This window comes from Mycolicibacter acidiphilus, assembly GCF_018455725.1.
In the GTDB taxonomy this organism is placed as follows: Bacteria; Actinomycetota; Actinomycetes; order Mycobacteriales; family Mycobacteriaceae; genus Mycobacterium; species Mycobacterium acidiphilum.
In genome coordinates, this window is sequence record NZ_JAHCLR010000012.1 from 49,788 (window position 1) to 72,631 (window position 22,844).

Here is a 22,844-nt window from a genome sequence, read left to right on the forward strand (position 1 = left end):
ATTCGAGCGTTATGCCCAACGTTGAACATCTGGAATTCCAGGCGGAGGCCCGTCAGCTGCTGAACCTGATGGTGCACTCGATCTACACCAATAAGGACGCGTTCGCCCGCGAGCTGATCTCGAACGCCTCCGACGCCCTGGACAAGCTGCGGCTGGAAGCGTTCCGCAACAAGGATCTGGACGTCGACGTCTCCGACCTGCACATCGAGCTGGTGGCCGACACCGAGGCGCGCACCCTGACGATCCGCGACAACGGCATCGGGATGAACCGCGCCGAGGTGGTCGACCTGATCGGCACGCTGGCCAAATCCGGCACCGCCGAACTGCGTCAGCAACTGCGCGAGGCGAAGGACGCCGGCAACGACGCGGCCTCGGCGGAGCTGATCGGCCAGTTCGGCGTCGGCTTCTACTCGGTGTTCATGGTCGCCGACCGGGTCGAACTGCTCACCCGCAAAGCCGGTGAGAGCGAGGCGATCCGGTGGGAGTCCTCCGGCGACGGCACCTACACGATCGAGGCGGTCGAGGACGCCCCGCAGGGCACCGCGATCACCTTGCACCTCAAGCCGGTCGACACCGAGAACGAACTGCACGACTACACCGCCGAGCCGGTGCTGCGCGGGCTGGTCAAGAAGTACTCCGACTTCATCGCCTGGCCGATCCGGATGACCGACGCCGACGGCGAGGTGGTCACGCTGAACTCGATGAAGGCGCTGTGGGCGCGGCCCAAGGACGAGGTCTCCGACGAGGAGTACCACGAGTTCTACAAGCACATCGCGCACGCCTGGGATGAGCCGCTCGAGGTCATCGCGATGAAAGCCGAGGGCACCTTCGAATACCAGGCGCTGCTGTTCATCCCGTCGCACGCCCCGTTCGACCTGTTCAACCGGGACGCCGCGGTCGGGGTGCAGCTGTACGTCAAACGGGTGTTCATCATGAGCGACTGCGACCAGCTGATGCCGGAGTACCTGCGGTTCGTCAAGGGCGTCGTCGACGCGGCGGACATGTCGCTCAACGTGTCCCGCGAGATCCTGCAGCAGGACCGGCAGATCAACGCGATCCGCCGCCGGCTCACCAAGAAGGTGCTGTCCACCATCAAGGAGATCCAGGCCGGCCGCCCGGAGGAGTACGCGACGTTCTGGACCCAGTTCGGCCGGGTTCTCAAGGAGGGCCTGCTCTCCGACGCCGATAACCAGGACACCCTGCTGTCGATCTGCTCGTTCGCGTCCACCCACAGCGACGACGAGCCCACCACGCTGGCCGACTACGTCGGGCGGATGAAGGACGGGCAGACCCAGATCTTCTACGCCACCGGCGAATCCCGTGAGCAGCTGCTGCGCTCCCCGCACCTGGAGGCGTTCCGCGCCAAGGGTTTCGAGGTGCTGCTGCTCACCGACCCGGTCGACGAGATCTGGGTGGGCATCGTGCCCGGTTTCGATGGCAAGCCGCTGCAGTCGGTCGCCAAGGGTGAGGTGGACCTGGACTCCGAGGAGGAGAAGACCGCGCACGAGGCGGAGCGCAAGGAGCAGGAGGCGGAGTTCGCCGACCTGCTGGCGTGGCTGGACGAGACCCTCGACGAACACGTCAAGGAGGTGCGGTTGTCCTCGCGGCTCACCGAGTCGCCGGCGTGCCTGATCACCGATGCGTTCGAGATGACCCCGGCGCTGGTGCAGCTCTACCGGGCGTCCGGGCAGGAGGTGCCGGCCGGCAAGCGCATCCTCGAACTCAACCCGACTCATCCGCTGGTGGTGGGCCTGCGTTCCGCGCACGCCGAGCGGGGAGACGATCCGACTGTCGGCGAGACCGCCGAATTGCTGTACGACGCAGCGCTACTGGCCGAGGGCGGGGTGCCCGAGGACCCGGTGCGGTTCGCCGAACTGCTGGTGCACCGGCTGACCCGCACCGTCTGAGGTCAGGTGGCCTGGGCGGTGAGGAAGTTCAGCACCGCATCGGCGAAGACGTCGTTGCGGTCCCCGGCCACCATGTGCCCGGCGCCGGCGACGTCGACGAACGCCACCTGCGGGAACCGGGCCAGGAACTCGTCGGCCCGCTCCGCGCTGACCAGGTCGGAGAGCTGACCGCGCACCAGCAGCATCGGGACGCCGCCGTCGAGGATGGTCTGCACGGCGGTGAAGAGACGGTCGACGTCGTGGATCTCGTTGGGCGCCTGCTCTTCCGCGCCGGTGATGAACTGCGGGTCCCAGTGCCAGTACCAGCGGTCGCCGCGGCGGCGCAGGTTGGTGGTGAGTCCGGCCAGGTCTTTCGGGCGGGGCCGGTGCGGGTTGTAGGCGGCGATCGCGTCGGCGACCTCGTCGAGGGAGTCGAAGCCGGTCTCCACCTTGTCGGCCATGAACGCCTGCACCCGCTCGGCGCCGGAGGGGTCCATGTTCGGAACGATGTCGACCAGCACCAGGGCACCGACCGAGCCGGGGTTGAGTTCGCCGGCCAGCAGCATCGCGATGAACCCGCCCAGTGAGGCGCCCACCAGCACCGGCGCCGGCGGCAGCGTGCGCAGTACCTCGGCGACGTCCGCGGCGAAACTCTCCAACCGGTAGTCACCCTGGGCCGCCCAGTCCGATTCGCCGTGACCGCGCAGGTCCACGGTGACCGCCTGCCAGCCCCGGTCCGCCACCGTGGCCGCCGCCCGACTCCACGATCGGCGGGTCTGCCCGCCGCCGTGTAGGAACACCACCGCCCGTGCCTGCGGGTCGCCCTGACGGTCGGCGATGATCCGCATGCCGTCGGGCGCGTGGGTGACGAAGGTTTCAACGGTCATCTAGACAGGCTAGGTGTTTTGCCGGGCCGGGTGGTGCCCGGTGTCCCGATTGATGGGATGCGGGTCGCTAAAACGGTGGGGGCTCATCATCGTGCGGGGGTGCCGGCGGGCTGATCGGGGTGGGTTGCGGGACCGGTGGGGTGGCCAACCGTGCCTCCCGGTTGCGGCGCCGTTCGGCGGTGATGCGGTGGGAGCGGTCCTGCTCGCGGGTGCGTCTGCGGGTGGGCATCATCACCCCGCGACCGGTGCAGGCGGTGGCGGGCCGGGGTGGCTCCGGAAGATCGCCGGTGGGCAGGCTCAATGCGGGAAGCAGCAGCCGACTCCCGGGCTGAGTGCGGTACGTGTGTCCGGTCGGTGCGGTCAGCTCGAGGGTGCCGTCGGGGAATTGTTTCTCGCGCCATCCCGCGGGTCCGGCCCAAAAAGTTTTCAAGAGATGGTGTTACCGGGCCTAAAAACAACACTCATGTTTTTAGGAGCGCACCATGACCGATGCAATCACCTGGTCAACCATCCCAGGCCCCGCCGGCGCGCAGCGCATCTACCCGGCCGCTGACGGGGTGCGTGAGTTCGCGGGCACTTCGCGGAAGGTTCGCGAGGTGTCGGCCGATATCGTCGGATCCCAGTACCTCGACGGCACGGTTACCCGGTCGATCACCGTGGGCCTGCCGCATGACATGGCCAGTCTGACGGCCATCGAAGCGCGGGAGTTGGCGGCGGCACTGGTCGCCGCCGCCGATGAGGTCGCCCGGTTGCACTGGGTCGGCCAGTGACCGGGCCGACCGGCGCCGCGATGCTGCGGCTGGTGACCGACGGGGATCGCCGTCAGTGGTCGGACCGGCCGGTCGCCGCGATTCCCGGACGCCAGTACGGGCGCGACGTGTCTCACCTCGACGAGCACTGCCGGTGGATGATGCGTGCGGGCCGCACCGCACGGACGGTGAAGTTGCGGCGGATGTACATGCAGTACCTGGCCGATTTCCTCGGCTTCGACCCGGCCCGGGCAACACAGGCCGACCTGGAGGCGTGGCAGGACAGCATCGCAGTCACACAGCTGCGGTATTCGACGGCGATGGTGCGGCCGTACTTCGCCTACATCCAGGCTGCCGGCGTCCGACCCGACAACCCGACAACGCTGCTGGTCACACCGCGAGCAAAGAAACGGCTGCCGCGACCCATCGAGTTCGAGGATCTGCGGCGGGCGGTTCGTGATGCGCCTACGCCGCGTCTGCGAGCGTGGCTGATCTTGGCGGTGTACGCGGGGCTGCGAGCCACCGAGATTGCGCGTCTGACCGTCGACTGCTTCCAGGAAGCCGAGGACGGGACGGTGTACATCAGGTTGACGCAGACGAAGGGGGACTATCCGCGCGTGTCGGCATTGCCGGCCTGGGCGTGGAAGCTGGTCAAGCCGACACTGGCCGACGATGGCCTGTGCTTTCGTCGGCTGCGCGGGTCTGGTCCGGTCACCGCCCAGCAAGTCTCTCAGGCCGCGAACGACTGGCTGCACCAGTCCGGGACCAGCTCGACGTTTCATTCACTGCGGCACTGGGCCGGGTCGTCGGGTATCGAGCACTGCGACGTGCGGGTCGTGCAGGAGTTTCTGGGACACATGGATCTGGCGATGACCTCGCTGTACACCGCGGTACGACCGCGCAGAATCGCGGAGATGGTGAACTCATTTCCCCGCATCGATGTCAGTGGGGAACTGGTGGCGGCGCCGGTCGCCAGGTTGCACGAGGCCGACCGGTGACCGGACTTTTCGGTGATGACCGCTGAAAAGGGCACTGCCACCGAACAAATACGCTGGTTGGGGGCCTAAACCTGAAAGTCCCAGACTCAGGCTGACCCATAGCCGCAGTACCTGGGGATGTCCGGGCCGGTGGGGGGTGGGGGTGGCCCCCCACCGGCTGTGTCACTGATCGGTGGACAGTTCGGCGGCGACCCGGCGCAGGTCGTCGTCGGTGGTGCTGATGGCCTTGGTGAGTCCGTCACGCAGCTGCCGGCATTGCCCCGGTGTGAGGGCTACCCGATGGTTGCTGCCGTGCTGGTCGGTGAAGTGCAGCATCAGTGCCAGCGTGTCGTCGTCGGTGAGCAGGAATCCGATCCCGGCGTCGATCGCAACCGATGCGATCACGTTGTCGGCGGGCAGTCCGCGGATGTTCGGCGCGCTCATGTGAGGGTGAACAGGCCGATGCGGTCCGGGTGCACGACGGCGTGGCCGGTACGCATGGTGGCCCGCACGCCGATGGAGTCGCTGCTGAAGTACCGGTCGAGGCTGGTTGCGATCTCCAGTGGTGACACCGCCGAGACGATGGCGGTCGGGTCGATCAGCAGTCCGGTCTTGGACGGCACTTCGGGGTTGACGGTCACGGGGATGGACAGCAGTCGGGGTGCCGCGTCGTCGGTGCCGCTGCCGAGAATGGACACGTTGGCACCGGCGCCGCTGGTGCCCTGCTTCATCTTCCGCAGATCCGCCCAGCAGTCCGGGGACAGCACCCACAGTGCCGGGTTGGCACGGTTGGCGCGAACGGCCGCTTCCAGGTCGATCAGCTTGTCGAGGTTGGTCGCCACGCCGGTCTGGGACTCCAGGCCGGTGACGTTGACCAGGCCGGCGACTGGTGCTGTTCCCGCGGTCGGTGCGGCCTGCGCCAGCAGTGCCTTGTCGGCCTTGATGGTCATCGCACGTTGCACGGACAGGGCCAGGTGGCCGGAGGTGCCGTCCTGGGCGTACTGCTCGCGGGAGATGCGCAGCAGTTGCGCGAACTTGGCCGTGTAGACGGTCACTTCGGCGAGGTCGGGTTGCGCTTCGTCGATCTCGGCGCCTTCGGCGACGAAGTCGGCGTCAGCGTCGACGGCGTAGGCGACCTTCATGGCCGGCTGGTCGCCCTTGATGGATCCGGCGACGGTGGTGGCGGTGAAGATCAGCGCCTCGGGCAGAACGGTCTCGGGTGCGTAGGTGAACAGATCCGGGCGCCATGCGGCGGCGCTGGTTTCGGTGGTGTGGGTGAATGCCATGATGGGTAGCTCCAAATGGTGTGTGTGGCAATGGTTTTCGCTGGCCGCTCGGCGGCTCTCACGGTGCACACCTGGTGCTGAGGGTCGGGAGTTTCGGCGCCTGGCCTTGACTCCCGACCTTCAGCGTAGCTCAGCGGCCCGGTGGTTTGAAGGCATCAGCGAGTGACGGCGTTCCCTTGCCTATGTCGCTGCCACGGTTGCCGGCACCGAAGTCCGGCCCGCCCGGGAAGCATTCGCGGTGGATCTGCGCGGCCCTGGTCCTCACCAGGTCGATATCGAGTGTGCCGGCGTCGGTGCGCAGCTCGGCGAGGTCTACGTCGCTGAGCTGCCACAGGCGCGGGTCGATTCCGGCGCGAGTGATGGCCCAGTCGATCACGGCTTGTTCGGCGGCGGTTACCTGTTCGGCGAGGGTGTCGCGGTCGGCTTCGGTGGTGCGCAGCTTCTCCCGGTATGCCGCGGCTTGGCGGCGTGCCTTCGCTAGTGCCGGGTCGTCGGTGGCGACCGGTGCCAGGTCGTCGTCTGGGGTGCTGGTGTCGTCGCTGACAGCCGCGGGAGGGTCGTCGGCGTGTTCGGTCTCGGCAGGGTCGGCGGGTGCGGGGGCGGGCTGTTCAGCGGGTGTCGTGTCACTCATGGACGGGTGTCCTTTCGATGGATCGGGCGCGGTTGATCCGGGCGCGGTGGGACCGTTCGATGCCGCGGCGGCACGGTTCGCCGAACGGGACGCGACAGGTCGGGCAGCGGGTGGACAACGGATCGGTCACCGGTCGGAATCCCCGACGACCATGCCCACCACCTCAGACGGCCGATTGGCCGGGTGGTCGGGTCGCGGGTGCCAGCGGTAGGTGAACGTGCTGCCGGCCAACTCCAGGATGGTCTCGACTCGCCGGCCATCGGTGTAGGTGTTCAGGTCGGCACCGACGCCGAGTAACCCTCTGGTGAGCACGCCGACGATGTTCTGCACTTCAGTCAGGATGGAGTTCATCCGCTCGGTTTCGTTGTTGGTCAGCGGGTGTTCGGCGTCGGCCTGCGCGAGTCGGCCCATGACGTCGTCGAGCTGGGCCTTGGTTTCGGCGGCGCAGAACTTCAGGTAGTCGGTGACGTTCGGTGTGGCGGTGTTGGCGGTCATGCGGTGTTGTCCTTTCGGGGTCGGTTCGTTGGGGTGTAGTGGCCGGCGATCACGCCGCCGGGTCTTCGGTGTGGGTAAGCGGATGCTGCCCACTGGGCGCATTGCTCACGTACCGGGCAGGACTGGCAGACCTTGATGGCCTCCTGTGCGGCCTGGCGGTCACCATCGGCGGCGGCGTCGAACACAGCGACGTGATCCCGGCAAGCAGCACCGGGTAGGTGCGGGACGCCGGCCAGGATGACGGCGAGCAGTTTGACCGGGTCGCCGGCCAGTGTGGTGTCGGCTCGCGGTCTAGTCACCGCCCACATCCCATCTCCGCGCTGGAACAGGCTGCCGCGCTGATGCCGCCGTGGTGGGGTCACCGCGGGTGTGCTCTGACCTGGGCTCATCGGGGGTTGCCTGTTCTGTGGGTCTAACTTCCAAACACTCCCAGTCGCTGCCGGTGCGGGGGCGGTTTGCGCTGGTGGCACCGGGCGAACCGGGTTTGACGGCATCGGGGCGGTGTACTCGGGCACTGAACCCAAGTTTGGGTATGCGTCCGGGGGTATTTTCTGGGCGGTTCATCGGTCGGCGCTTCGTGCGGTTTGGGTGGTGTCGTAGTTCGAACCAGGGCGCGCTGGCCCGGGCGGCAGGGGAAGCGAGTGCGCGGAGTTCCCGGTGGTAGCAGCGGGAACACAGGCCGCGTCGGAGGATCGGCCGGTCGCAGTCGGTGACCTGGCACTGGTGGGCGGTCATGCGCTGCACCCGCCGTCAGTGCGGCATTCCAGGCAGCGGCCGGCCGTAACGGATTCAGGGGAGGTCAGCGCGGTGCCGCAGCCGCATCGAACGGGAAGGGCGCGAGCGCTGCCCGTGTCATTCTCCCTTGTCCTCTTGCACGCTTGCTCGGTTGCCGCCCCTTCGGCACCCTCTCTGACCTGCAAAGAGTGTAAGGAAGTAAGAGAGTGAGTAGATAGAGACGGGTCCGGGTGCGCGCTTTTGTCGGGCAGCGACCACAGCCACGGACCGCTCCCGCTCTTGGTTGCGTCGACACCGATACGCTTCTTGGCTCGCTTCGCTTTGTCTCTGCTGTAGCCGGCTGCGTCAGCGGCACGGAAGACTTCATTTGCCGTCATCGGGCCGTCGGCGAGCAGCCGTGCAAGCCATTCGTCTATGTCGCCGCTGTCGGCTTCCCCGGCCGCGATGGCGGTGGCGGCCAGGTGCTGGCGAGCGGTCATCTCCGATTGCCCCGCGTAGTCCAGGCGCGGCACGGTGCCGTCGCTGTCGATGGTGGGGGCGAATGCCTGTACCGGTGTGATCGTGAAAGATGTTGCCGGCACCGGTGCTGACCCGTTGGACTTCTCCGGGCCGACGGTGAGTCGATCATCCCGGTCGAGCTGGGCGAACAAGGTCAGCCGCGCTTTCTGCCGGAGCACACCCGTTGCCCCGTACTTGTCGCGGGCGTTGGGGCTGCTGACCCGGTTGGTGTGGCAGACCAGCAGCACGGCCGCCCCACTGCCGGTCGCGAGGTCTTTCCAGGGGTGCAGTGCCTGGCGGGCCTGCTGCGGGTCGCGTACTTGCAGTCCCGCCGGCAGGGTGTCGAGCCAGGCATCGACGACGATCAGTGCTGCGGGGTCGGCCTGACTCAGGATCGGCAGGTGTAGCGGGAACGTCGGTGAGCCCGATCCGTCCGGTTCAATGCACATGACCTTGACCCGGGTCAGGTCCGCGCCGGCCACTTCGAGGCGCGGTCGCACCGTGGTGGCCCAGTCGTCCTCGGTGATCACGACGATCACGTCAGCCGGGTCGCGCACTGGGATGCCGAACCCGGGCAGGGCCGTGCCGGTGGTGATAGCCGAGGTCAGCCACACCCACATGAGCGACTTTCCAATGCCCTCGTCACCGATGAGCAGACTTATCGCGGCCCGGGGGAGCCGGCCGCTGGCGAGCCATTGAGGTGGCTGCGCCGGGTGCAGGTCGGTTGCCGGCCACAACCGGGGCACCTCGGCTGGTGGTGGTGCGTCCGGGGCGGGGTCCGGTGGTCGTTGGTCAGCGTTGCGGGGTGCGTAGCGGCCACTGTGGGCGAGACTTCGGCCTTGGTCGAGGATCTCGGTCATGCGGTCACCTCCCACCCGGTTGCAATTGCCGCAGCCAGGTCGCGGGTGGCATCGTCGCGCCACAGTTCCCGCAGTTCGGCAACGGTGGCCGGCGGCGCAGGGAGCAGCCCGCACGCGGCCAGATGCTGGGCGGCCTGGACATAGCCACTGGGGGCGGGGCGGTGTGTCCACGGGTCCGCGCAGCCGCAAGCCAGGACGGCCAGGCGCCGAGATGCGGCGCGGCGGCGCTTCATCGCGGTAAGGTGGTCGGCATCCCCGCCGTTGCCCCTGGTGTCCGCACCGGGGGCGCGGTCATTTCTGGGTGATGCCCCAGTCGGCGGGGCGCTCATGCCGCACCGACCCGACGCACGGGCCGCAGGAGTTCGGCGAGCCGAGTGCGTTGCTCGTCGGTGAGCGGTGGGCGTTCGGCCAGAACCTTGGTGATGTACGCCTCGACGTTTGCGGCGCGCAGGTCTCGGCGATCAGTAGCTAGCTCGGGATCGTCCGGTGCGAGTACGCGAGATTTCGCGGCGATCTTCGCGCGGTGGTGGGCGACGGCTGGCGATATGGGCATCGTGGGCAGCTTTCGACTGACCAGACGATGAATGTCCGGCCGGTGAGAGCCTGCCTCATGCGGCGATTGCCGCGTGAGTAACTAGCACGATGGTTCGCACTGGCATGGCGTTCGTAACCGCCACTCCGTTGCCGAGACCCTACCCCTCTTAGCTCCTAATGCGCTCTAGCGCGGCCCGGAGTGTCGCAACCTCAATCGAATCCTCGCCGGCCGTCTCGAACGCATCGAGAATCCTGGCGAGCTTGTCGTATCCGACCGTGAACAGGATCGTGCGGTCTGGCACGTCCCAGAACTCAAAACGGGTATCGGTTTTCAGGACAACCATTGCCGCCTTCTTCGCTTGCGCACCGTCCATCGGGTCGGAAAACGACTCGCGCATACCGTCGGCTTCCGACTTCGCCGTCCGAACGCGAACTAGCTCATGAGCGATCTGCCAATCGCCGTAACTGATCTCACCGTTCTCGTCGCGCCTCGGCGGCCGGCGAAACTGGCAGACCGTCACCGTCCTCCGGTCCACCCGCAACTTCAGCGAAATGCGGTGACTCATCGCCACTCCACCTGCACTCGTTCTGGCTTGAATTCCTTGCCGCCCTTGCCAACTGGCGCAATCGAAACGGTCATAAGCACGTCCATCACGGCTCGCAGCCGATCCGGTGACAGTTTCTCGACGGCGGCGGCGACCTCGGCGCTGCCCAGGGGAATGCCGTCGAATACGCGGACCCGCTCGGCGTCGTGCTGGCGCTGAGCGATCGCCGCCAGCTTGGTCTCGATGATGTCGGTTGCGGTGCGAACCTGTTTCGCAGTCAGCAGGCCTTCGGCATAGTCGGCGGCGAGTTGGTTGGAGCGTGCGTGCAACGTCGCTGCTTCCACGCGCAGAGCTTCGGCCTCGGCGGCGTCGTGCTGCTCTGCCTTGAGCAGATCGACGGCATCGGGCGCTGACAGTGCGCCGATGATGAACTCGTAGATCATCGGTTCGACGTGTTCGGCGCGGATGCTGGCGGCGAAGCATCCGGCGGTTCGACAGGCGTAGGCGATTGACCACGCCACTTCGGTTTTCGGCGGTTTCGTCTCACCGGCCCTGGGCCGTCCCGATTTGCCGCCGGTCGCTCGGCGCACCCACTGGCCGCTCATCGGGCCACCACACTTGCCGCACCGCAGTACGCCGGTCAGCAGATGCTTGGACACCGACTTACGGCCGGGGCGGCGTTCTGGTGCATCCACGACGTTCTGCACTGCCCAGAACAGGTCGGTGTCGACCAGTGGTTGCCAGGTTCCCGGGCCGATCACTTCGTCGCGGTTGGCCCGGTGGGTATCGGCCTGGTAGGTCCGTAACCCGGCGTTCCGGGGCTTGCGGAGAAAGTTCGACACCTGCGCCGGCACCCACCGCTTGCCGGTGATCGTCAACGCACCCGCGGCATTCCAGGTCCGTGCAACGTCGCTGATCGATGCACCGGCCAGCACGGCGGCATAGGCTTCGGCGACCAGCGGTGCAGTCCTCGGATCGGGCACCGGGCCAGTCGGGGTGTCCAGGTATCCGAACGCCTTGCGCCACTGCGGCTTACCCGCCTCGGCTTTCTGCTTGGCCGCACGACGCTGGCGGGCTGATTTGCGCTCGGTCTCGGACTTGCCGACCGCGCCCTTGATCCGGGCGAACAGTCGGCCGTTGTCGGTGGAAAGGTCACAGTCGCCGGTGACGGTCGCCAACTCCAGGCGGTGAGCGTCGGCGAGGTCGATGAAGTCTTCAAGTTCTCGCGGCTGACGGTGCAGTCGGTCCAGATCCCACACGACGACCGCGCCGAGTTGGCCGTCTGCGATGTCGGCCAGCATCCGCCGGTAGGCCGGTCTGGCCTTGCCACTGGTGGCCGAAATCGAGTTGTCCAGGTATTCGACCGGGGTCCAGCCTTTGGCCTGGCAGAGCTTCATGCAGTCCTCACGCTGCCGGGACACCGCCAGTTGCCGGCCGTCGCGGTCCAGTGAGATTCGGAGATACATGCCCGCTTTCATGGCCGTAAGTGTAGTGTGTAAAACAGGTTCGGTGATGTCGACGGCAATACAATTTCAGGTTCGATGAATGCGTAAGTCCGCCAACATCATACGGGATCGTATGGTCGATATCGCAGAACTGGGCCGGGCAATCACAGCCGGGCCACCGGCAGGTCATATCGCGGCAGCGGATGAAGTCTGCGAGTGATCTCGACGGCCGGTAGCGGGGTTCGGGTGGGCCGTCGCCGGGGTGTTTGACCGGGCGGATTTCGGCGATGCCCCGGCGGACCAGATCGGCCAGTATTGCGGCGGGGATGATCGGGCCGCCCAGCGTCAGACCCGGCTTGGGGTTGGGTGGCATGGGCTCGGGCGCAGGTTCGGGCGCGGGTTTCGGGGTCCTGCTCTCCCGGATGATCTCCACCGCTCGCGCCGGGTCGGTGACGAACTCCGGACCGTCGCTCGGTTGTTTGCCGTGCAGGTCGCCTACCGGTGCGTCGATGGTGGCCTGTTCGGCCAGCACGTGGATCAGCACCGCCGGTGCCGGCGCGCTGTCGGCTGCTGGGCAGTCTTCGCTGCCGCACGCGCAGGTAAGGGTGTCGTGCCCTGCGGCCAGGGCGCCCAGTGCATCCGCTCGACGCTGGTTGATGGTGCGCGGATCGTCAGGGCAGACCGTCTTCGCAAGTGCGGTCAGCCGGTGATCCAACAGTGCGGCATCGGTGGGCAGAACATCGCCGGTGATCGTGGCGGTGTCGCCCCGTTGTTCGATGTCGAGGAAGCGAGAGCGGACCGTGGTCTCGGTGCGGCGCCGGGCGTCCGGGTCGTGGGCTTCGATGAGGGCGTCGATGTGCTGCTCGGTCTTCCGACGCGACAGCACTCCCCACCGGGGCAGCGCCTCGGCTAGCTCGGCATCGATATCGGCGAGCACGTCGGGTGCCAGGGCGAGCAGGGTGCGGTTAACGATCAGGGCGACGTCCCGGTACGTGAGGGCGCCGGTGGCGAACAACGCGGCCACCTTGGGCAGCCGCTGGTGCAGACAGACGGCCACATGCAGCAGCGCACTCGCCGCCGCGGGGGTGCTGGCCTGGGCGGCAGCGATCTCGGCGGCGACCACGTCCCAGACGTCGAAGGACCACCGCCGCCGGTCCTGTGGGCCCTGGACCCAGACCTGCCGGCGGTCGTAGAGTTCGGCGACCGCGGCGACCCGGCGGGCGCAGGCGATGTTCTCGCTGCGTGCGGAATCGCCGATGGCACTCACCACATCGGAGTCGCACATACTTTCGAACATGCCTTGGACGTTACCGGTTCGGTGTGACAAGTTGGCGAGCCGATCGGTGGCCTGTGGAGTGATTCGCCGACTGTGAGTAACTCCGCCGATATCGTGGCCACGATATCGGCGGTGGCCATGGAGCAGATCTTGATCCGCAACCTTCCCGAGGGGACCAAAGCGGCGTTGCGGGTGCGTGCTGCGCGGCACCAGCACTCCGTTGAGGCGGAAGCCCGCGCGATCCTGACTGCGGGATTGTCGGGCGAGGACGTCCCCATGTCGGTGCTGATCGCTGCTGATACCGGCCATGACGTCGACTTCGAGCCTGACGGCGACAACGCTGGTCGAGATCGAGCGCGGTGTGATCGCCAAGGAGCGGGCGGACCCGCTCCAGGGTGAGCACCTGCGGCGCTGGTTGGAGGACAAGGTGTTGCGCGTGTTCGCCCGTCGGGTGCTGCCGTTCGATCTGCCGGCGGCTCGAATCCTCGCCGCTTATCGGGTGCCGGAACACTCGCGCTACGGCGAAGCGCTGATCGCGGCCATTGCTCAAGCCGCCGGCAAGATCGTCGTGACCCGCAACATTCGACACTTCGAGCCGCTGGGCGTGCCGTGCCTGGACCCCTGGGGTGGGGGCTGACTGTGGCCGCTAATGTCGTGGGCGACAAACCAGGGGGCGGTAGCTCAGTCGGTTAGAGCCGCGGACTCATAATCCGTTGGTCGTGGGTTCGAGCCCCACCCGCCCTACCAGTGCCGGAACCGGCCGACGTTCGCCGTCGGCTCGGGCGGATCTGTTGGGCTGTCGGCGGTAGTGCCGGGGCCGCACATCTGCCGCAGCATTTCCCGGTAGATCAGCCCGCCGAGCGGATTCTGCATATCGACCCGCGGATCCGCGGGCACCAGTCGGTCGCCGCACTGGGCCCAGCCGGAACCGAAGCCGGGTGCCGGCGGCGATGCAGGTGTCGGTCCGGGATCAGCGGCAGCGGGACCGGCAACCGTGACGACGAACGAAACGGCTGCTGTGGCGATGACATTGAGCAGGCGGGCCATACGGCCACCATGACACTCGGTACCGACAGGCATCAGAGGCGCATAAAAAATCCGGCCTGACCCCAAGCGGGGCCAGGCCGGATTGATGATCGCAGCAGGTTACCGAGGGCCGGTCACGTTGCTGGCACCGCTGGCGGCCGGAGCCGAACCGGCGGGCGCGGCAGGAAGCGGCGTGCCCTGGTTGCCGGCCGGGACCGGCGGCTTGACGATGCTGCCGGGCTCCTGCGGGGTGGCGGGCACCTGCGGGGCGCCGGGCGTCTCCGCCGGAACACCCTCGGTGCCCGGGGTGGCCGGGGTGGCCGGGGTCTCGGCCGGCAGCGGGGTGCCGGAGCTACCCGCCGGAATCGGCTCGTTGGGGCTGGCCGGGCTGGCCGGGTTGGCCGGCGAGGCCGGAACGGTGGCCGGAGCCTCCGGGGCGGACGCCTCCGGGGTGCCCGCCGAGGTGGCCGGGGCCGACTCCTCGGCCGGCAGCGGGGTGCCCTGGCTGCCCGACGCGAGCGGGGTGCCGTGGCTGCCCTCAGTGGCCGGGGTGGTGGTTCCGGTGGCGGGCTGGCCGGTCGCCGGGGTGCCCGGCTTCGGGGTCGCGGCGGCCGGGGCGGCCGCGGTCTGCGGCGCGCTGGCGGCCGGGGCCGACGAGTGCGAGGAGCCGCCGCCCGAGCCGGCTGCGGCCGGAGCCGGGGCCGGGGTCCAGACGGCGACGTCCTTGCCGCTGTCCTGGTACACCGCGCTGTTCGGGGCGTCACCGGTGACGTCGAAGTACACCTTGCCGCTGGTCTTCTGACCCTGCGCGATGTTCGACGGGTTCACGCCCTGCGCGGTGGCAACCGTGAACAGCGCCGGGTAGGTCTGGCCGCTGGCGGAGCGTGCGCCGAGGTTCGCCACGATCGGGGTGGCGGTGCCCTGCAGCGCCTCGTCGGTGGCGGTGGCCTCCCACAGGGTGCCGCGCGCCTGGTAGGGGATGACGTCGGAACTCGGCTTGAGGTTGCTGACGGTCCAGCCCTGAACCACCCCGCCGTTCACCACCTTGGCCTGCGTACCGAGCGGGTGGGTGGCGGGAGCGGCGTCACCGGCGTCTGCCGCTGCGACCCCTGCGCCGACGACACCGGCGGCAGCCAGGGCTGCCGCTGCGGCCATGGCGGTTGTCACGAACTTCATCGTTGTCTGACTCCTCAGTTGGACTGGATTGGGGGGGTGACGCTTGACTCCAGATGGTGAATCTTAACGGATCCGTCACGGATCTTTGGATTTGTATCAACGTCGGGCTATTTCCGGCCGGCGTCAGAGCGCTTTCCGGTGGTCAGGAATGTGTACTCCACCAGGTGTAAAGCTGTTCCAGGGTCAGCTTGCTGCGGTCTGACCGCAGATTTCCGACCAGGAGGTCGGCATCGTTGGTCCACGCCAGGGCGGGGGTGCCCTGCCGGGTGCCGCACAGCAGCATCCCGGCGTCCTTGTCCGGGGCGGCGGTCCGGTGCCACGCGCCGGGCGACTGAATGCGGCCCGGGCAGGTGCTGACGCCGGTGCTCTGCACCGTGCTGTCGAAGCTCGTGCGCAGCGTCTTGACATCCGGGAACACCGCGTAGGTCGCCGCCGGTGGACCGTCGGGGTCGGTGTTCTTCCCGCAGCTGACCTCGGCGAGCGCCCCGGCCATCGGCGTCGTCGCCGTGCAGGTGCCCGTCGGGTATCCCGACGGCAGCAGTTTGAACAGCCGATCCTGCGCCGCGGCCGTCGTCTCCGAGGTCGGGGCGGTGGCGTCCGAAGCCTCTGAGTCGTCGGAATGCGATCGGGTGACCAGCCAGGTGACCAGCGCGAGGAGCACGGCAACCCCCGCCCCGATCCGCAGCAACTGCTTGCGCTTCTCGGGATCCTGATACTTCGGCCGGGCCTGCACGGGGTTCAGCCAGGCATCGCTGCCGGGCCGGGTCTCCGCGGGGCGCGGCCGGACCGGGACCCGACCGGGGATCGTTATCTCCTGGGTCAGATCGGGGTCGTGCGCGGGCTCCGGCGGGGTGGGTACCGGCGGCGGCGTCGGGACGGGCCGCACCGTGGGTACGGTCTGCTCCTCAGCCGGGCTCGAGGTCGGGGTCGGTGTCGGGGTCGGTGTTGATGCGGGCGGTGACTCGATCAGCGGCGGGGTGGCCTGCTGGCTGGCCTCATAGATCTGGACCACCCGGTGCTGGTCCGGCGCGCTGAGCGCCTGGTAGGCGGCGGTGGCGAGTTCGGCCGTGCTGCCGTAGCGCTCGGCGGGATCCTTCGCCATGCCCTTGGCCACCACCGCGTCGAACTCGGGCGGGATCGTCGAGCCGGCCTGGCTGGGCCGCGGGATCGGCTTCGACTGGTGCGCGTTGGACAGCATCTTGCGGCTGTCCGCCCGGTACGGCGGTGCGCCGGTCAGACTCTGGTACAGCACGCAGGCCAGCGAGTACACGTCGGCGGCGGGACCGAATTCCTCGCCGGCGAACAACTCCGGCGCACAGTATTTCCAGCGGGCACCCTCGTGCTCAGCGTCGGCGGCGTCCGTGCCCGGCGCGCCGGCGAGGCCGAAGTCCACCAGGTACACGAAATCGTCGCCGGTCAGCAGGATGTTGCGCGGTTTGATGCCCCGATGGATGACCCCGACGTTGTGTGCGGCGTCCAGCGCCGACGCGGCCTGCCACAGCAGGTTCACCGCCTCCGGTGGCGACAGCACCCCGGTGCGCTTGAGCACGGCGGCCAGATCCGTGCCGTCGACCAGTGGCATGTCGATGAAGACCTGCCCGTCCAGTTCGCCGTAGTCGCGGATCGGTACGACGTGCGGTTCCTGGATGCGCCCGACCGTGACGGCCTCACGCTGCAACCACTCCCGGAACGCCGGGTTGTCACCCTGGGTCGACGAGACCAGTTTGAGCGCCGCCGGGCGATCCTTGTGGGTGTCGACGGCCTCGTACACCTCGCCGGTGGTGCCGCGGCCCAGCAGTCGCTTGAGGTGGTAGCGCCCAACCCGTGACCCAGCCCGCGAACCTGACGCGGTCCCGCTCATTGCCGACTCCTCAAAATGAACTTCTGATCAGCGGTCACCGAACCGGTCGTGCGGTGAGATCGCCGGTAATGATTTCACCATCGAACGCCGCGGCTGGCAGCCGGTCAGGCGAACATGTCCGGACGGCGGTATTCGATCAACGACCGGTAAGGCTGCTGATCGTCATGATCTCCATGTTTCGGTAGGCCCGGCCGGTGGGCTGCACCAGATCGTGGAACCACACCTGGGGCGCCGCCGTGTACGGGTGATCCCAGGAATCCCACGGCAGGTACGTCTGCGTCTTCCCGGCGACGAAACCCCAGTTGTACGCGCCGATGTTGTGTCGCTTCATGATCGGCAGGATCGTGTCGATGGTGTTGCCGCGGGTGCGGGCCAGGTACTCGGTGCACATCATCGGCCGGCCGTGCGGCGCCAGTTCGGCGATCCGCTGGTTGAACGTCGCCGGCGGGTCGTAGGAGTGGAACGTGATGATGTCGGAGTTGGACAACTGGGTGTTGACGATCGAACTGCCCTGCCGGGAGCCCTCCCAGACCCCGCTGGTCAGCGGCTGCCGGGGATCGACCGAGCGCGCCCATTCGAAGACCTGGGGGAGCAGCTCGCCAACCCGGTCCAGCTTGTCCGGCCGCTCGACGCTCTGGTACTCGCGTGCCATGTTGTCCGGCTCGTTCCACAGGTCCCAGCCCAGCACCCGGTCGTCGTACCGGAACTGCGACAGCACGCCGGTGACGTAGTCGCGCAGGACCGGGTAGTAGGACCGGTCGCCGAGCCGGTCGGCGCCGGGACTCTGCACCCACTGGGAGTTGTGGATGCCGGGCCGAGGTGCGGGCTGCGGACCGGCCTTGGGGTGCGGGTTCCAGCAGGAGTCGAAGAGGACGAACAGCGGCTTGATCCGATGCCGCGCAGCAACCGCCACGAACTGCGCCAGCCGGTACTGGAAACCCTGCCGGCCCTGCGCCCACAGCTGATCGTGCAGGAACACCCGCATCGTGTTGAACCCCGCCGACTGAGCCCAACCCAACTCGGCGTCGATGCGCCGCAGGTCGAACGTGCCCGGCTGGAACATCTCCAGCTGATTGACCGCCGTCGACGTGATGTAGTTGGCGCCCACCGGCCAGCCCTGCGCCTGGTACCACTGGTTGGCCCGGTCCGCCGACCACCGCCCGGTATCCGAGCCGGCTCGCGGTGTCCGGATGAGCGTGGGACCGGCGGCCAGCAGCAGCGGCAACCCCAGTGCGGTTCGACGTCTCACAAGGCGACGATAACGTCCGCGAGCCTGATTGGCCGGTGTTGGCGCGCCCGTGCCTACACTGCAGCCACCGTCGAAAGGGCGATCATGTCGCAGCACCTGCAGGACAGAGTCGTCGTCATCACGGGTGCCGCCGCCGGATTCGGCCGGCTCATCGCCGAGAAGTGCGCCGCCGGGGGTGCCCGGGTGGTGGGCGTCGACGTCGACGAGACCCAACTCGCCGAGGTGTTCGCTCGTATCGGTGCGGCGGGAACGTATCAGGTCGCCGACGTCACCGATCTGGAGCAGTTGCGGGCCGCCGTGCGGCATGCGGTGCGGACGTTCGGCGCGGTCGACGTCCTGGTCAACAACGCGGGCGTGATGCCGCTGGCCTACTTCGCCGACCACGAACGTGCATGGCAGCACTGGCATCGGGCCATCGACGTCAACGTCAAGGGCGTGGTGAACGGGATCTCGGCGGTCTACGACCAGATGATCGAGCAGGGCCGCGGCCACGTCGTCAACATCTCGTCGATCTACGGCAACGCCGGGGTCGCCGGCTCCGGTGTCTACAGCGCCACCAAGGCCGCGGTCACCGTGCTCTCGGACTCGCTGCGCGCCGAGGCCAAGGGGAAGATCAAGGTGACCACCGTCAAACCGACCGGCGTCCTCGGCACCAACCTGGCCGGCGGTGTCGTCAATCCCGCGGCGATCATGGACATCGTCGGCCGGCGCGCCGCCGGCTACGCCGAATCGTTGAGTGCCTACGCCGACGGCACGCTGCCCGCAGAGCAGACCGACGTCGACTCGATCAGGTACTGGCTCATCACCCCCGACGATCTCGCCGACGCCGTGGTGCACGTCATCGACCAGCCGTGGGGAATCAGCATCAGCGACATCACGGTTCGCGCCAGCGGCGAAGACTACCTCTACTGAGCGAAAGGGCGCGACGATGTATCCCGGCACCCATGCACGCCTGACCCCCGACAAGCCGGCGATCATCGTCGCCGACACCGGCGAAACCCTCAGCTACGCCCAACTCGACAGTCGCTCACAGCGTTTCGCTCGTCACCTGTACGACGACGGGGTCCGGCGCGGTGACCACCTCGCGGTGCTCACCGACAACCAGGCCCGTGCGCTGGAGGTGTATTGGGCCGCGATGCGCTCCGGGCTGTACGTCACGTTCATCAACTCGCAGCTCAACGCCGACGAAGCCGCCTACATCGTCAACGACTGCGGCGCCGAGACTTTCGTGATCGCCGAGAAGTACGCAGGGATCGCGGCCGCGGTGGTGGGACAGACGCCGGGGGTGCGGCGGCGGATCGCGCTGGGGGCGGTCGACGCGTTCGCCGACTACGAGGATCTGGTGGCGTCCGCATCGCCGCAACCGCTGCCCGCGGAACCGTGCGGGGCCGACATGCTGTATTCATCGGGGACCACCGGGTTTCCGAAGGGCATTGAGGTTCCGCTGCCCGACCGGGATGTCGCCGAACCCGGGGATCCGGTGACCGCGCTGTTCGGACCGGCGATGGGGTTGACGGCAGACTCGGTGTACCTGTCGCCGGCGCCGGTGTATCACGCTGCGCCGCTGCGGTTCATGGCGATGGCGCAACGGTTGGGTGCGACGGTGGTGATGATGCGCAAGTTCGACGCACACGACGCGCTGCGGCTGATCGAGCAGTACCGGGTCACGCACAGCCAGTGGGTGCCGACGATGTTCATCCGGATGCTGAAACTGCCGCAGTCGGTGCGTGATTCCCACGATGTGTCGTCGCTGCGGTGCGCGGTGCACGCCGCGGCCCCGTGCCCGCAGGACGTCAAACGGGCGATGATCGACTGGTGGGGTCCGATCCTGCTGGAGTACTACTCGGCCACCGAGGGCAACGGCGTCACGCTGATCGACAGCGGTGACTGGCTGGCCCATCCCGGGTCGGTGGGCCGGTGTGTGCTCGGTGTGCTGCGGGTCTGCGACGACGACGGCGTGGAGATTCCGACCGGTGAGATCGGGACCGTCTACTTCGAGCGCGAGATCATCCCGTTCGAGTACCACAACGACCCGCAGCGCACCGCGCAGACCCGGCACCGCGACCACCCGACCTGGACCACCAACGGCGACGTCGGCTACGTCGACGCCGACGGCTATCTGTATCTGACCGACCGCAAGTCGTTCATGATCATCTCCGGCGGGGTCAACATCTATCCGCAGGAGATCGAGAACGCCCTGGCGCTGCACCCGGCGGTGCTGGACGTGGCGGTGATTGGCGTGCCGGATGAGGAGATGGGGGAGGCGGTGGTGGCCGTGGTGCATCCGGCTGACAGCGCGGGGTCGACCGACGAACTCGCGACAACCCTGGACGGTTTCCTGCGGGAGCGCATCGCGCACTACAAGGTGCCGCGCCGCTACGAGTTCACCACCGACCTGCCGCGTACGCCGACCGGGAAACTGATCAAGGGCCGGTTGCGGGAGCGCTATGCCTGACTGGCGCTCGCCGGCGTTCAGCGCTGCCGACATCGAGCGCTACCACGAGGCCGGCTGGTGGTCGGAGAACTCACTGTCGGATGCGGTGCGGCGCAACGCCGAACGTACACCGGGCCGCGTCGCCTACCGCGACGAGCCGGGCGCGGCACTGACCTGGCGGCAGTTCGACCGCGACGCCGACGAACTCGCCGCCCGCCTGGCCGGCGCCGGCGTTGCGGTGGGGGACCGGATTGCGGTGTGGCACGGCGATTCGGCCGCCATCCATCTGCTGTACGTGGCGATCGAACGCTGTGGGGCGGTGTTCGTCGGCATCGGGGCGCGGGCCGGCACCCGGGAGGTCGGCGCGATCCTGGCAGGTGCCCGGCCGACCCTGCTGATCGTCGACGGGCAACGCCGCGACGTTGCCCGGACGCTGGGCGTTCCGGCGCTGACGGTGGCGGAGTTGGGTGCTCCGGCGGCGGCGGGGCCACAACTCGGGCCCGACGACGTCTTCCTGATCAACTCTACCTCCGGCACCACCGGGCTGCCGAAATGCGTTGTGCACACCCAGAACCGGTGGCACTACTTCCACCGGAAGGCCGTTGCGAACGGCGCGCTGACCGCCGACGACGTCTTCCTGCCGGTGATCCCCACCCCGTTCGGCTTCGGGCTGTGGACCAGCCACACCACCCCGATCCACCTCGGCGCCACCGCGGTGCTGCTGGAGCGGTTCACCACCGCGGCCACCTGGGCGGCGATCGCCGAACACCGGGTCAGCGTGCTGTGCTGCGTCAGCACCCAGTTGACGATGCTGATGGCCGACCCGGGCCGCCACGACCACGACCTGAGTTCGCTACGGGTGGTGTTCACCGGGGGCGAGGCGGTGCCGTACCGGCCGGCGGTCGACTTCGAAGCGCTCACCGGGGCAACGATTCTGCAGTTCTACGGCTCCAATGAGACCGGGTTGCTCAGCGCGACCACCCTGGCCGATCCGCCGGAGAGGCGACTGCGCACCGGCGGGCGGATCGTTGCCGAGATGGCCGTGCGGCTTTACGACGGCGACACCGAGGTCACCGCCACCGGCCACGGTCAGCCCGCCTGCCGCGGCCCGGCCACCAGCCTGGGCTACCTCGACGGCACCGACTCCGACAAGCTGTTCACCGCCGACGGCTGGATGCGGATGGGTGACATCTGCGACATCGACGCCGGCGGCTATCTCACCGTCAGCGGGCGCACGTCGGATTTCATCCTGCGCGGCGGCAAGAACATCAGCGCCGCCCAGGTCGAGGATGCCGTCGTCACCCACCCGACGGTCGCACTGGCCGCGGCCGTCGCGATGCCCGACGAGGTGTTCGGCGAGAAGGTCTGCTGTTACGTGGAACTCGTCGACGGCGCAGATGGCCTGGAGCTGTCCGGCCTCATCGACCACCTACTGGCGCAGGGGGTGTCCAAGGAGTTGCTGCCGGAGCGGCTGGTCGTGCTCGACGAGCTGCCCCGGTCCTCGGGTGGGAAGGTCGCCAAGGGGGTGCTGCGGGAAGGCATTCGGGTCCGTCAGGAGTAGCTGGTGTGCACCTGTGTCACCGAGCTGACGTCGATGACGAATGCGGCCGTCGCCACGTGCATCGCCCCCTTGGCGTCCAGTTCGCGGTAACCGCCCAGCAGCCCGACGTGGTCGTCTTCCAGCGTCACCCGGAACCCGCCCCACAGGTAGGGCACCGGAAACCACAGCTCGGCGCCCGTCGGCTCGTGCAGCAACTCCACCGGCGGATAGCGCAGCAGGTCCCGCAGCCCCTTGCCGCCGAACCTGGGGTCGTCGAACTTCGGCTGGATCAGGTCGTCGATGATCGCCGCTAGATTGGCGTTCAGCGGTCCGACCTCGTCGGCGCCGATCGGTGACGGCGGCGGTGCCAGCAGCTCCAGCAGCTCAGCCGAGCGGCCGTGCTCGACAGCGATGTCGTGGGCGGTGCGCCCGTGGGCGTCGGTCTGCGAGCGCAGCGCACCGCGCTTGAGCAGTTCGCCCACCACGTCCGGCGGTGCGTCATTCCAGGCGGCCTGATGCAGCACGGTCAGCCAGCTGGTGCCGCCGGGCCGCCACTGTTTGACGTCCACCAGGCGGTCGCTGTGGTCGAGTTCGCGCAGCACTTTGCGCCACTTGCCGCGCCGCGCCATGTCGGCCAGGTACATGCTGGCCTGGACCTGCCGCTTGCCCAGCAGCGCGGGGTCGAGCGAACCCGGCCACACGGCCGCCGTGCCACGAAGCTCGGAGTACGTCGTCACGTCGCCATCATGCCGGG

The 22,844-nt window shown here is 68.2% G+C and carries 27 protein-coding genes and 1 tRNA gene; 9 read left to right on the top strand and 19 right to left on the bottom strand.

What is annotated here, in order from left to right; all coding sequences use genetic code 11:
* The first annotated feature begins 11 nt into the window (after positions 1 to 11).
* On the top strand, positions 12 to 1,907 hold the full coding sequence (htpG, locus tag KIH27_RS08030) for a molecular chaperone HtpG (protein ID WP_214092416.1): 1,896 nt from the start codon (positions 12 to 14) through the stop codon (positions 1,905 to 1,907).
* 2 nt (positions 1,908 to 1,909) lie between these two features.
* Here the strand turns inward: htpG and KIH27_RS08035 are convergent, their stop codons facing one another.
* Entirely contained in the window at positions 1,910 to 2,773 is an 864-nt protein-coding gene (locus KIH27_RS08035) for an alpha/beta fold hydrolase (protein WP_214092417.1), read from the bottom strand.
* Between the two features lie 67 nt (positions 2,774 to 2,840).
* Positions 2,841 to 3,002 carry a hypothetical protein gene (locus tag KIH27_RS23275; protein WP_214092418.1) on the bottom strand — a complete coding sequence of 54 codons (162 nt, stop codon included), beginning with the start codon at positions 3,000 to 3,002 and terminating at the stop codon, positions 2,841 to 2,843.
* A gap of 253 nt (positions 3,003 to 3,255) precedes the next feature.
* Between KIH27_RS23275 and KIH27_RS08045 the strand changes: the two genes are divergently transcribed.
* Together KIH27_RS08045 and KIH27_RS08050 are read left to right on the top strand one after the other, a co-directional pair.
* Positions 3,256 to 3,543 carry a hypothetical protein gene (locus KIH27_RS08045; protein WP_214092419.1) on the top strand — a complete coding sequence of 96 codons (288 nt, stop codon included), beginning with the start codon at positions 3,256 to 3,258 and terminating at the stop codon, positions 3,541 to 3,543.
* Positions 3,540 to 4,520, top strand: coding sequence for a tyrosine-type recombinase/integrase (locus tag KIH27_RS08050; RefSeq protein ID WP_307856812.1), 981 nt, complete (start codon positions 3,540 to 3,542; stop codon positions 4,518 to 4,520). Before KIH27_RS08045 ends, KIH27_RS08050 begins: the two co-directional genes overlap by 4 nt.
* Before the next feature lie 162 nt (positions 4,521 to 4,682).
* Here the strand turns inward: KIH27_RS08050 and KIH27_RS08055 are convergent, their stop codons facing one another.
* The 12 genes from KIH27_RS08055 to KIH27_RS08105 form a co-directional block, all read right to left on the bottom strand.
* On the bottom strand, positions 4,683 to 4,943 hold the full coding sequence (locus KIH27_RS08055; RefSeq protein ID WP_214092420.1) for a hypothetical protein: 261 nt from the start codon (positions 4,941 to 4,943) through the stop codon (positions 4,683 to 4,685).
* On the bottom strand, positions 4,940 to 5,785 hold the full coding sequence (locus tag KIH27_RS08060; protein ID WP_214092421.1) for a phage major capsid protein: 846 nt from the start codon (positions 5,783 to 5,785) through the stop codon (positions 4,940 to 4,942). The genes KIH27_RS08055 and KIH27_RS08060 overlap by 4 nt, the downstream gene beginning before the upstream one ends.
* Before the next feature lie 130 nt (positions 5,786 to 5,915).
* Positions 5,916 to 6,416, bottom strand: a complete 501-nt coding sequence (locus KIH27_RS08065; protein ID WP_214092422.1) for a hypothetical protein — start codon at positions 6,414 to 6,416, stop codon at positions 5,916 to 5,918.
* Positions 6,409 to 6,546 (bottom strand): zinc finger domain-containing protein, encoded by a 138-nt coding sequence (locus KIH27_RS23345; protein ID WP_443677224.1) that lies wholly within the window; start codon positions 6,544 to 6,546, stop codon positions 6,409 to 6,411. Before KIH27_RS23345 ends, KIH27_RS08065 begins: the two co-directional genes overlap by 8 nt.
* The gene (locus tag KIH27_RS08070) at positions 6,543 to 6,911 is read right to left on the bottom strand and encodes a hypothetical protein (RefSeq protein WP_214092423.1); all 369 of its coding nucleotides are present in this window, start codon (positions 6,909 to 6,911) and stop codon (positions 6,543 to 6,545) included. The genes KIH27_RS23345 and KIH27_RS08070 overlap by 4 nt, the downstream gene beginning before the upstream one ends.
* Positions 6,908 to 7,300, bottom strand: a complete 393-nt coding sequence (locus tag KIH27_RS08075; RefSeq protein ID WP_214092424.1) for a WhiB family transcriptional regulator — start codon at positions 7,298 to 7,300, stop codon at positions 6,908 to 6,910. Before KIH27_RS08075 ends, KIH27_RS08070 begins: the two co-directional genes overlap by 4 nt.
* Positions 7,301 to 7,642: 342 nt before the next feature.
* Positions 7,643 to 9,004: an AAA family ATPase gene (locus KIH27_RS08080; protein WP_214092425.1), complete on the bottom strand. Its 1,362-nt coding sequence runs from the start codon at positions 9,002 to 9,004 to the stop codon at positions 7,643 to 7,645.
* Positions 9,001 to 9,237 carry a hypothetical protein gene (locus tag KIH27_RS08085; protein ID WP_214092426.1) on the bottom strand — a complete coding sequence of 79 codons (237 nt, stop codon included), beginning with the start codon at positions 9,235 to 9,237 and terminating at the stop codon, positions 9,001 to 9,003. The genes KIH27_RS08080 and KIH27_RS08085 overlap by 4 nt, the downstream gene beginning before the upstream one ends.
* Before the next feature lie 92 nt (positions 9,238 to 9,329).
* Positions 9,330 to 9,557: a hypothetical protein gene (locus tag KIH27_RS08090; RefSeq protein ID WP_214092427.1), complete on the bottom strand. Its 228-nt coding sequence runs from the start codon at positions 9,555 to 9,557 to the stop codon at positions 9,330 to 9,332.
* Positions 9,558 to 9,705: 148 nt separating this feature from the next.
* A complete protein-coding gene (locus tag KIH27_RS08095) occupies positions 9,706 to 10,104 on the bottom strand; it encodes a hypothetical protein (protein ID WP_214092428.1) in 399 nt (132 codons plus the stop codon).
* Entirely contained in the window at positions 10,101 to 11,561 is a 1,461-nt protein-coding gene (locus KIH27_RS08100; RefSeq protein ID WP_214092429.1) for a recombinase family protein, read from the bottom strand. The genes KIH27_RS08095 and KIH27_RS08100 overlap by 4 nt, the downstream gene beginning before the upstream one ends.
* A complete protein-coding gene (locus KIH27_RS08105; protein WP_214092430.1) occupies positions 11,488 to 12,825 on the bottom strand; it encodes an HNH endonuclease signature motif containing protein in 1,338 nt (445 codons plus the stop codon). The genes KIH27_RS08100 and KIH27_RS08105 overlap by 74 nt, the downstream gene beginning before the upstream one ends.
* 129 nt (positions 12,826 to 12,954) lie before the next feature.
* Between KIH27_RS08105 and KIH27_RS08110 the strand changes: the two genes are divergently transcribed.
* The 3 genes from KIH27_RS08110 (at position 12,955) to KIH27_RS08120 (ending at position 13,551) form a co-directional block, all read left to right on the top strand.
* Complete coding sequence (locus KIH27_RS08110) at positions 12,955 to 13,203, top strand: FitA-like ribbon-helix-helix domain-containing protein (RefSeq protein WP_250149784.1); 249 nt, start codon at positions 12,955 to 12,957, stop codon at positions 13,201 to 13,203.
* A complete protein-coding gene (locus tag KIH27_RS08115; protein WP_214092492.1) occupies positions 13,112 to 13,441 on the top strand; it encodes a PIN domain-containing protein in 330 nt (109 codons plus the stop codon). The genes KIH27_RS08110 and KIH27_RS08115 overlap by 92 nt, the downstream gene beginning before the upstream one ends.
* A gap of 33 nt (positions 13,442 to 13,474) precedes the next feature.
* Positions 13,475 to 13,551: transfer RNA gene (locus tag KIH27_RS08120), tRNA-Ile, on the top strand.
* Here the strand turns inward: KIH27_RS08120 and KIH27_RS08125 are convergent.
* The 4 genes from KIH27_RS08125 to KIH27_RS08140 form a co-directional block, all read right to left on the bottom strand.
* Entirely contained in the window at positions 13,546 to 13,851 is a 306-nt protein-coding gene (locus KIH27_RS08125; RefSeq protein WP_214092431.1) for a hypothetical protein, read from the bottom strand. The genes KIH27_RS08120 and KIH27_RS08125 overlap by 6 nt on opposite strands.
* Before the next feature lie 99 nt (positions 13,852 to 13,950).
* A complete protein-coding gene (locus KIH27_RS08130) occupies positions 13,951 to 15,006 on the bottom strand; it encodes an MPT63 family protein (protein ID WP_214092432.1) in 1,056 nt (351 codons plus the stop codon).
* Between the two features lie 142 nt (positions 15,007 to 15,148).
* Positions 15,149 to 16,867, bottom strand: a complete 1,719-nt coding sequence (locus KIH27_RS08135) for a serine/threonine-protein kinase (RefSeq protein ID WP_214092433.1) — start codon at positions 16,865 to 16,867, stop codon at positions 15,149 to 15,151.
* Between the two features lie 136 nt (positions 16,868 to 17,003).
* On the bottom strand, positions 17,004 to 18,116 hold the full coding sequence (locus KIH27_RS08140) for a cellulase family glycosylhydrolase (RefSeq protein ID WP_214092434.1): 1,113 nt from the start codon (positions 18,114 to 18,116) through the stop codon (positions 17,004 to 17,006).
* Between the two features lie 84 nt (positions 18,117 to 18,200).
* Here KIH27_RS08140 and KIH27_RS08145 point away from each other — a divergent pair, with 84 nt between their 5' ends.
* Genes KIH27_RS08145 through KIH27_RS08155 form a run of 3 tightly spaced genes read left to right on the top strand, consistent with a single transcriptional unit; the run spans position 18,201 to position 22,111 of the window.
* Complete coding sequence (locus KIH27_RS08145) at positions 18,201 to 19,028, top strand: SDR family oxidoreductase (protein WP_214092435.1); 828 nt, start codon at positions 18,201 to 18,203, stop codon at positions 19,026 to 19,028.
* Positions 19,029 to 19,044: 16 nt separating this feature from the next.
* A complete protein-coding gene (locus KIH27_RS08150) occupies positions 19,045 to 20,571 on the top strand; it encodes an acyl-CoA synthetase (RefSeq protein ID WP_214092436.1) in 1,527 nt (508 codons plus the stop codon).
* Positions 20,564 to 22,111 (top strand): class I adenylate-forming enzyme family protein, encoded by a 1,548-nt coding sequence (locus KIH27_RS08155; protein ID WP_214092437.1) that lies wholly within the window; start codon positions 20,564 to 20,566, stop codon positions 22,109 to 22,111. The genes KIH27_RS08150 and KIH27_RS08155 overlap by 8 nt, the downstream gene beginning before the upstream one ends.
* Here KIH27_RS08155 and KIH27_RS08160 read toward each other — a convergent pair.
* Positions 22,102 to 22,827, bottom strand: coding sequence for an ankyrin repeat domain-containing protein (locus tag KIH27_RS08160; RefSeq protein WP_214092438.1), 726 nt, complete (start codon positions 22,825 to 22,827; stop codon positions 22,102 to 22,104). The genes KIH27_RS08155 and KIH27_RS08160 overlap by 10 nt on opposite strands.
* Between the last annotated feature and the right edge of the window lie 17 nt (positions 22,828 to 22,844).

Excerpts from the sequence above, each read along its gene's own strand:
- KIH27_RS08085 (WP_214092426.1), bottom strand. The coding sequence starts at position 9,237 with ATGAAGCGCCGCCGCGCCGCATCTCGGCGCCTGGCCGTCCTGGCTTGC.
- KIH27_RS08125 (WP_214092431.1), bottom strand. The coding sequence starts at position 13,851 with ATGGCCCGCCTGCTCAATGTCATCGCCACAGCAGCCGTTTCGTTCGTC.
- KIH27_RS23275 (WP_214092418.1), bottom strand. The coding sequence starts at position 3,002 with ATGCCCACCCGCAGACGCACCCGCGAGCAGGACCGCTCCCACCGCATC.
- KIH27_RS08065 (WP_214092422.1), bottom strand. The coding sequence starts at position 6,416 with ATGAGTGACACGACACCCGCTGAACAGCCCGCCCCCGCACCCGCCGAC.
- KIH27_RS08080 (WP_214092425.1), bottom strand. The coding sequence starts at position 9,004 with ATGACCGAGATCCTCGACCAAGGCCGAAGTCTCGCCCACAGTGGCCGC.
- KIH27_RS08075 (WP_214092424.1), bottom strand. The coding sequence starts at position 7,300 with ATGAGCCCAGGTCAGAGCACACCCGCGGTGACCCCACCACGGCGGCAT.
- KIH27_RS08045 (WP_214092419.1), top strand. The coding sequence starts at position 3,256 with ATGACCGATGCAATCACCTGGTCAACCATCCCAGGCCCCGCCGGCGCG.
- htpG (WP_214092416.1), top strand. The coding sequence starts at position 12 with ATGCCCAACGTTGAACATCTGGAATTCCAGGCGGAGGCCCGTCAGCTG.
- KIH27_RS08090 (WP_214092427.1), bottom strand. The coding sequence starts at position 9,557 with ATGCCCATATCGCCAGCCGTCGCCCACCACCGCGCGAAGATCGCCGCG.
- KIH27_RS08135 (WP_214092433.1), bottom strand. The coding sequence starts at position 16,867 with ATGAGCGGGACCGCGTCAGGTTCGCGGGCTGGGTCACGGGTTGGGCGC.
- KIH27_RS08115 (WP_214092492.1), top strand. The coding sequence starts at position 13,112 with ATGACGTCGACTTCGAGCCTGACGGCGACAACGCTGGTCGAGATCGAG.
- KIH27_RS08155 (WP_214092437.1), top strand. The coding sequence starts at position 20,564 with ATGCCTGACTGGCGCTCGCCGGCGTTCAGCGCTGCCGACATCGAGCGC.
- KIH27_RS08150 (WP_214092436.1), top strand. The coding sequence starts at position 19,045 with ATGTATCCCGGCACCCATGCACGCCTGACCCCCGACAAGCCGGCGATC.
- KIH27_RS08130 (WP_214092432.1), bottom strand. The coding sequence starts at position 15,006 with ATGAAGTTCGTGACAACCGCCATGGCCGCAGCGGCAGCCCTGGCTGCC.
- KIH27_RS08070 (WP_214092423.1), bottom strand. The coding sequence starts at position 6,911 with ATGACCGCCAACACCGCCACACCGAACGTCACCGACTACCTGAAGTTC.
- KIH27_RS08095 (WP_214092428.1), bottom strand. The coding sequence starts at position 10,104 with ATGAGTCACCGCATTTCGCTGAAGTTGCGGGTGGACCGGAGGACGGTG.
- KIH27_RS08055 (WP_214092420.1), bottom strand. The coding sequence starts at position 4,943 with ATGAGCGCGCCGAACATCCGCGGACTGCCCGCCGACAACGTGATCGCA.
- KIH27_RS08100 (WP_214092429.1), bottom strand. The coding sequence starts at position 11,561 with ATGAAAGCGGGCATGTATCTCCGAATCTCACTGGACCGCGACGGCCGG.
- KIH27_RS08145 (WP_214092435.1), top strand. The coding sequence starts at position 18,201 with ATGTCGCAGCACCTGCAGGACAGAGTCGTCGTCATCACGGGTGCCGCC.
- KIH27_RS08035 (WP_214092417.1), bottom strand. The coding sequence starts at position 2,773 with ATGACCGTTGAAACCTTCGTCACCCACGCGCCCGACGGCATGCGGATC.
- KIH27_RS08105 (WP_214092430.1), bottom strand. The coding sequence starts at position 12,825 with ATGTTCGAAAGTATGTGCGACTCCGATGTGGTGAGTGCCATCGGCGAT.
- KIH27_RS08060 (WP_214092421.1), bottom strand. The coding sequence starts at position 5,785 with ATGGCATTCACCCACACCACCGAAACCAGCGCCGCCGCATGGCGCCCG.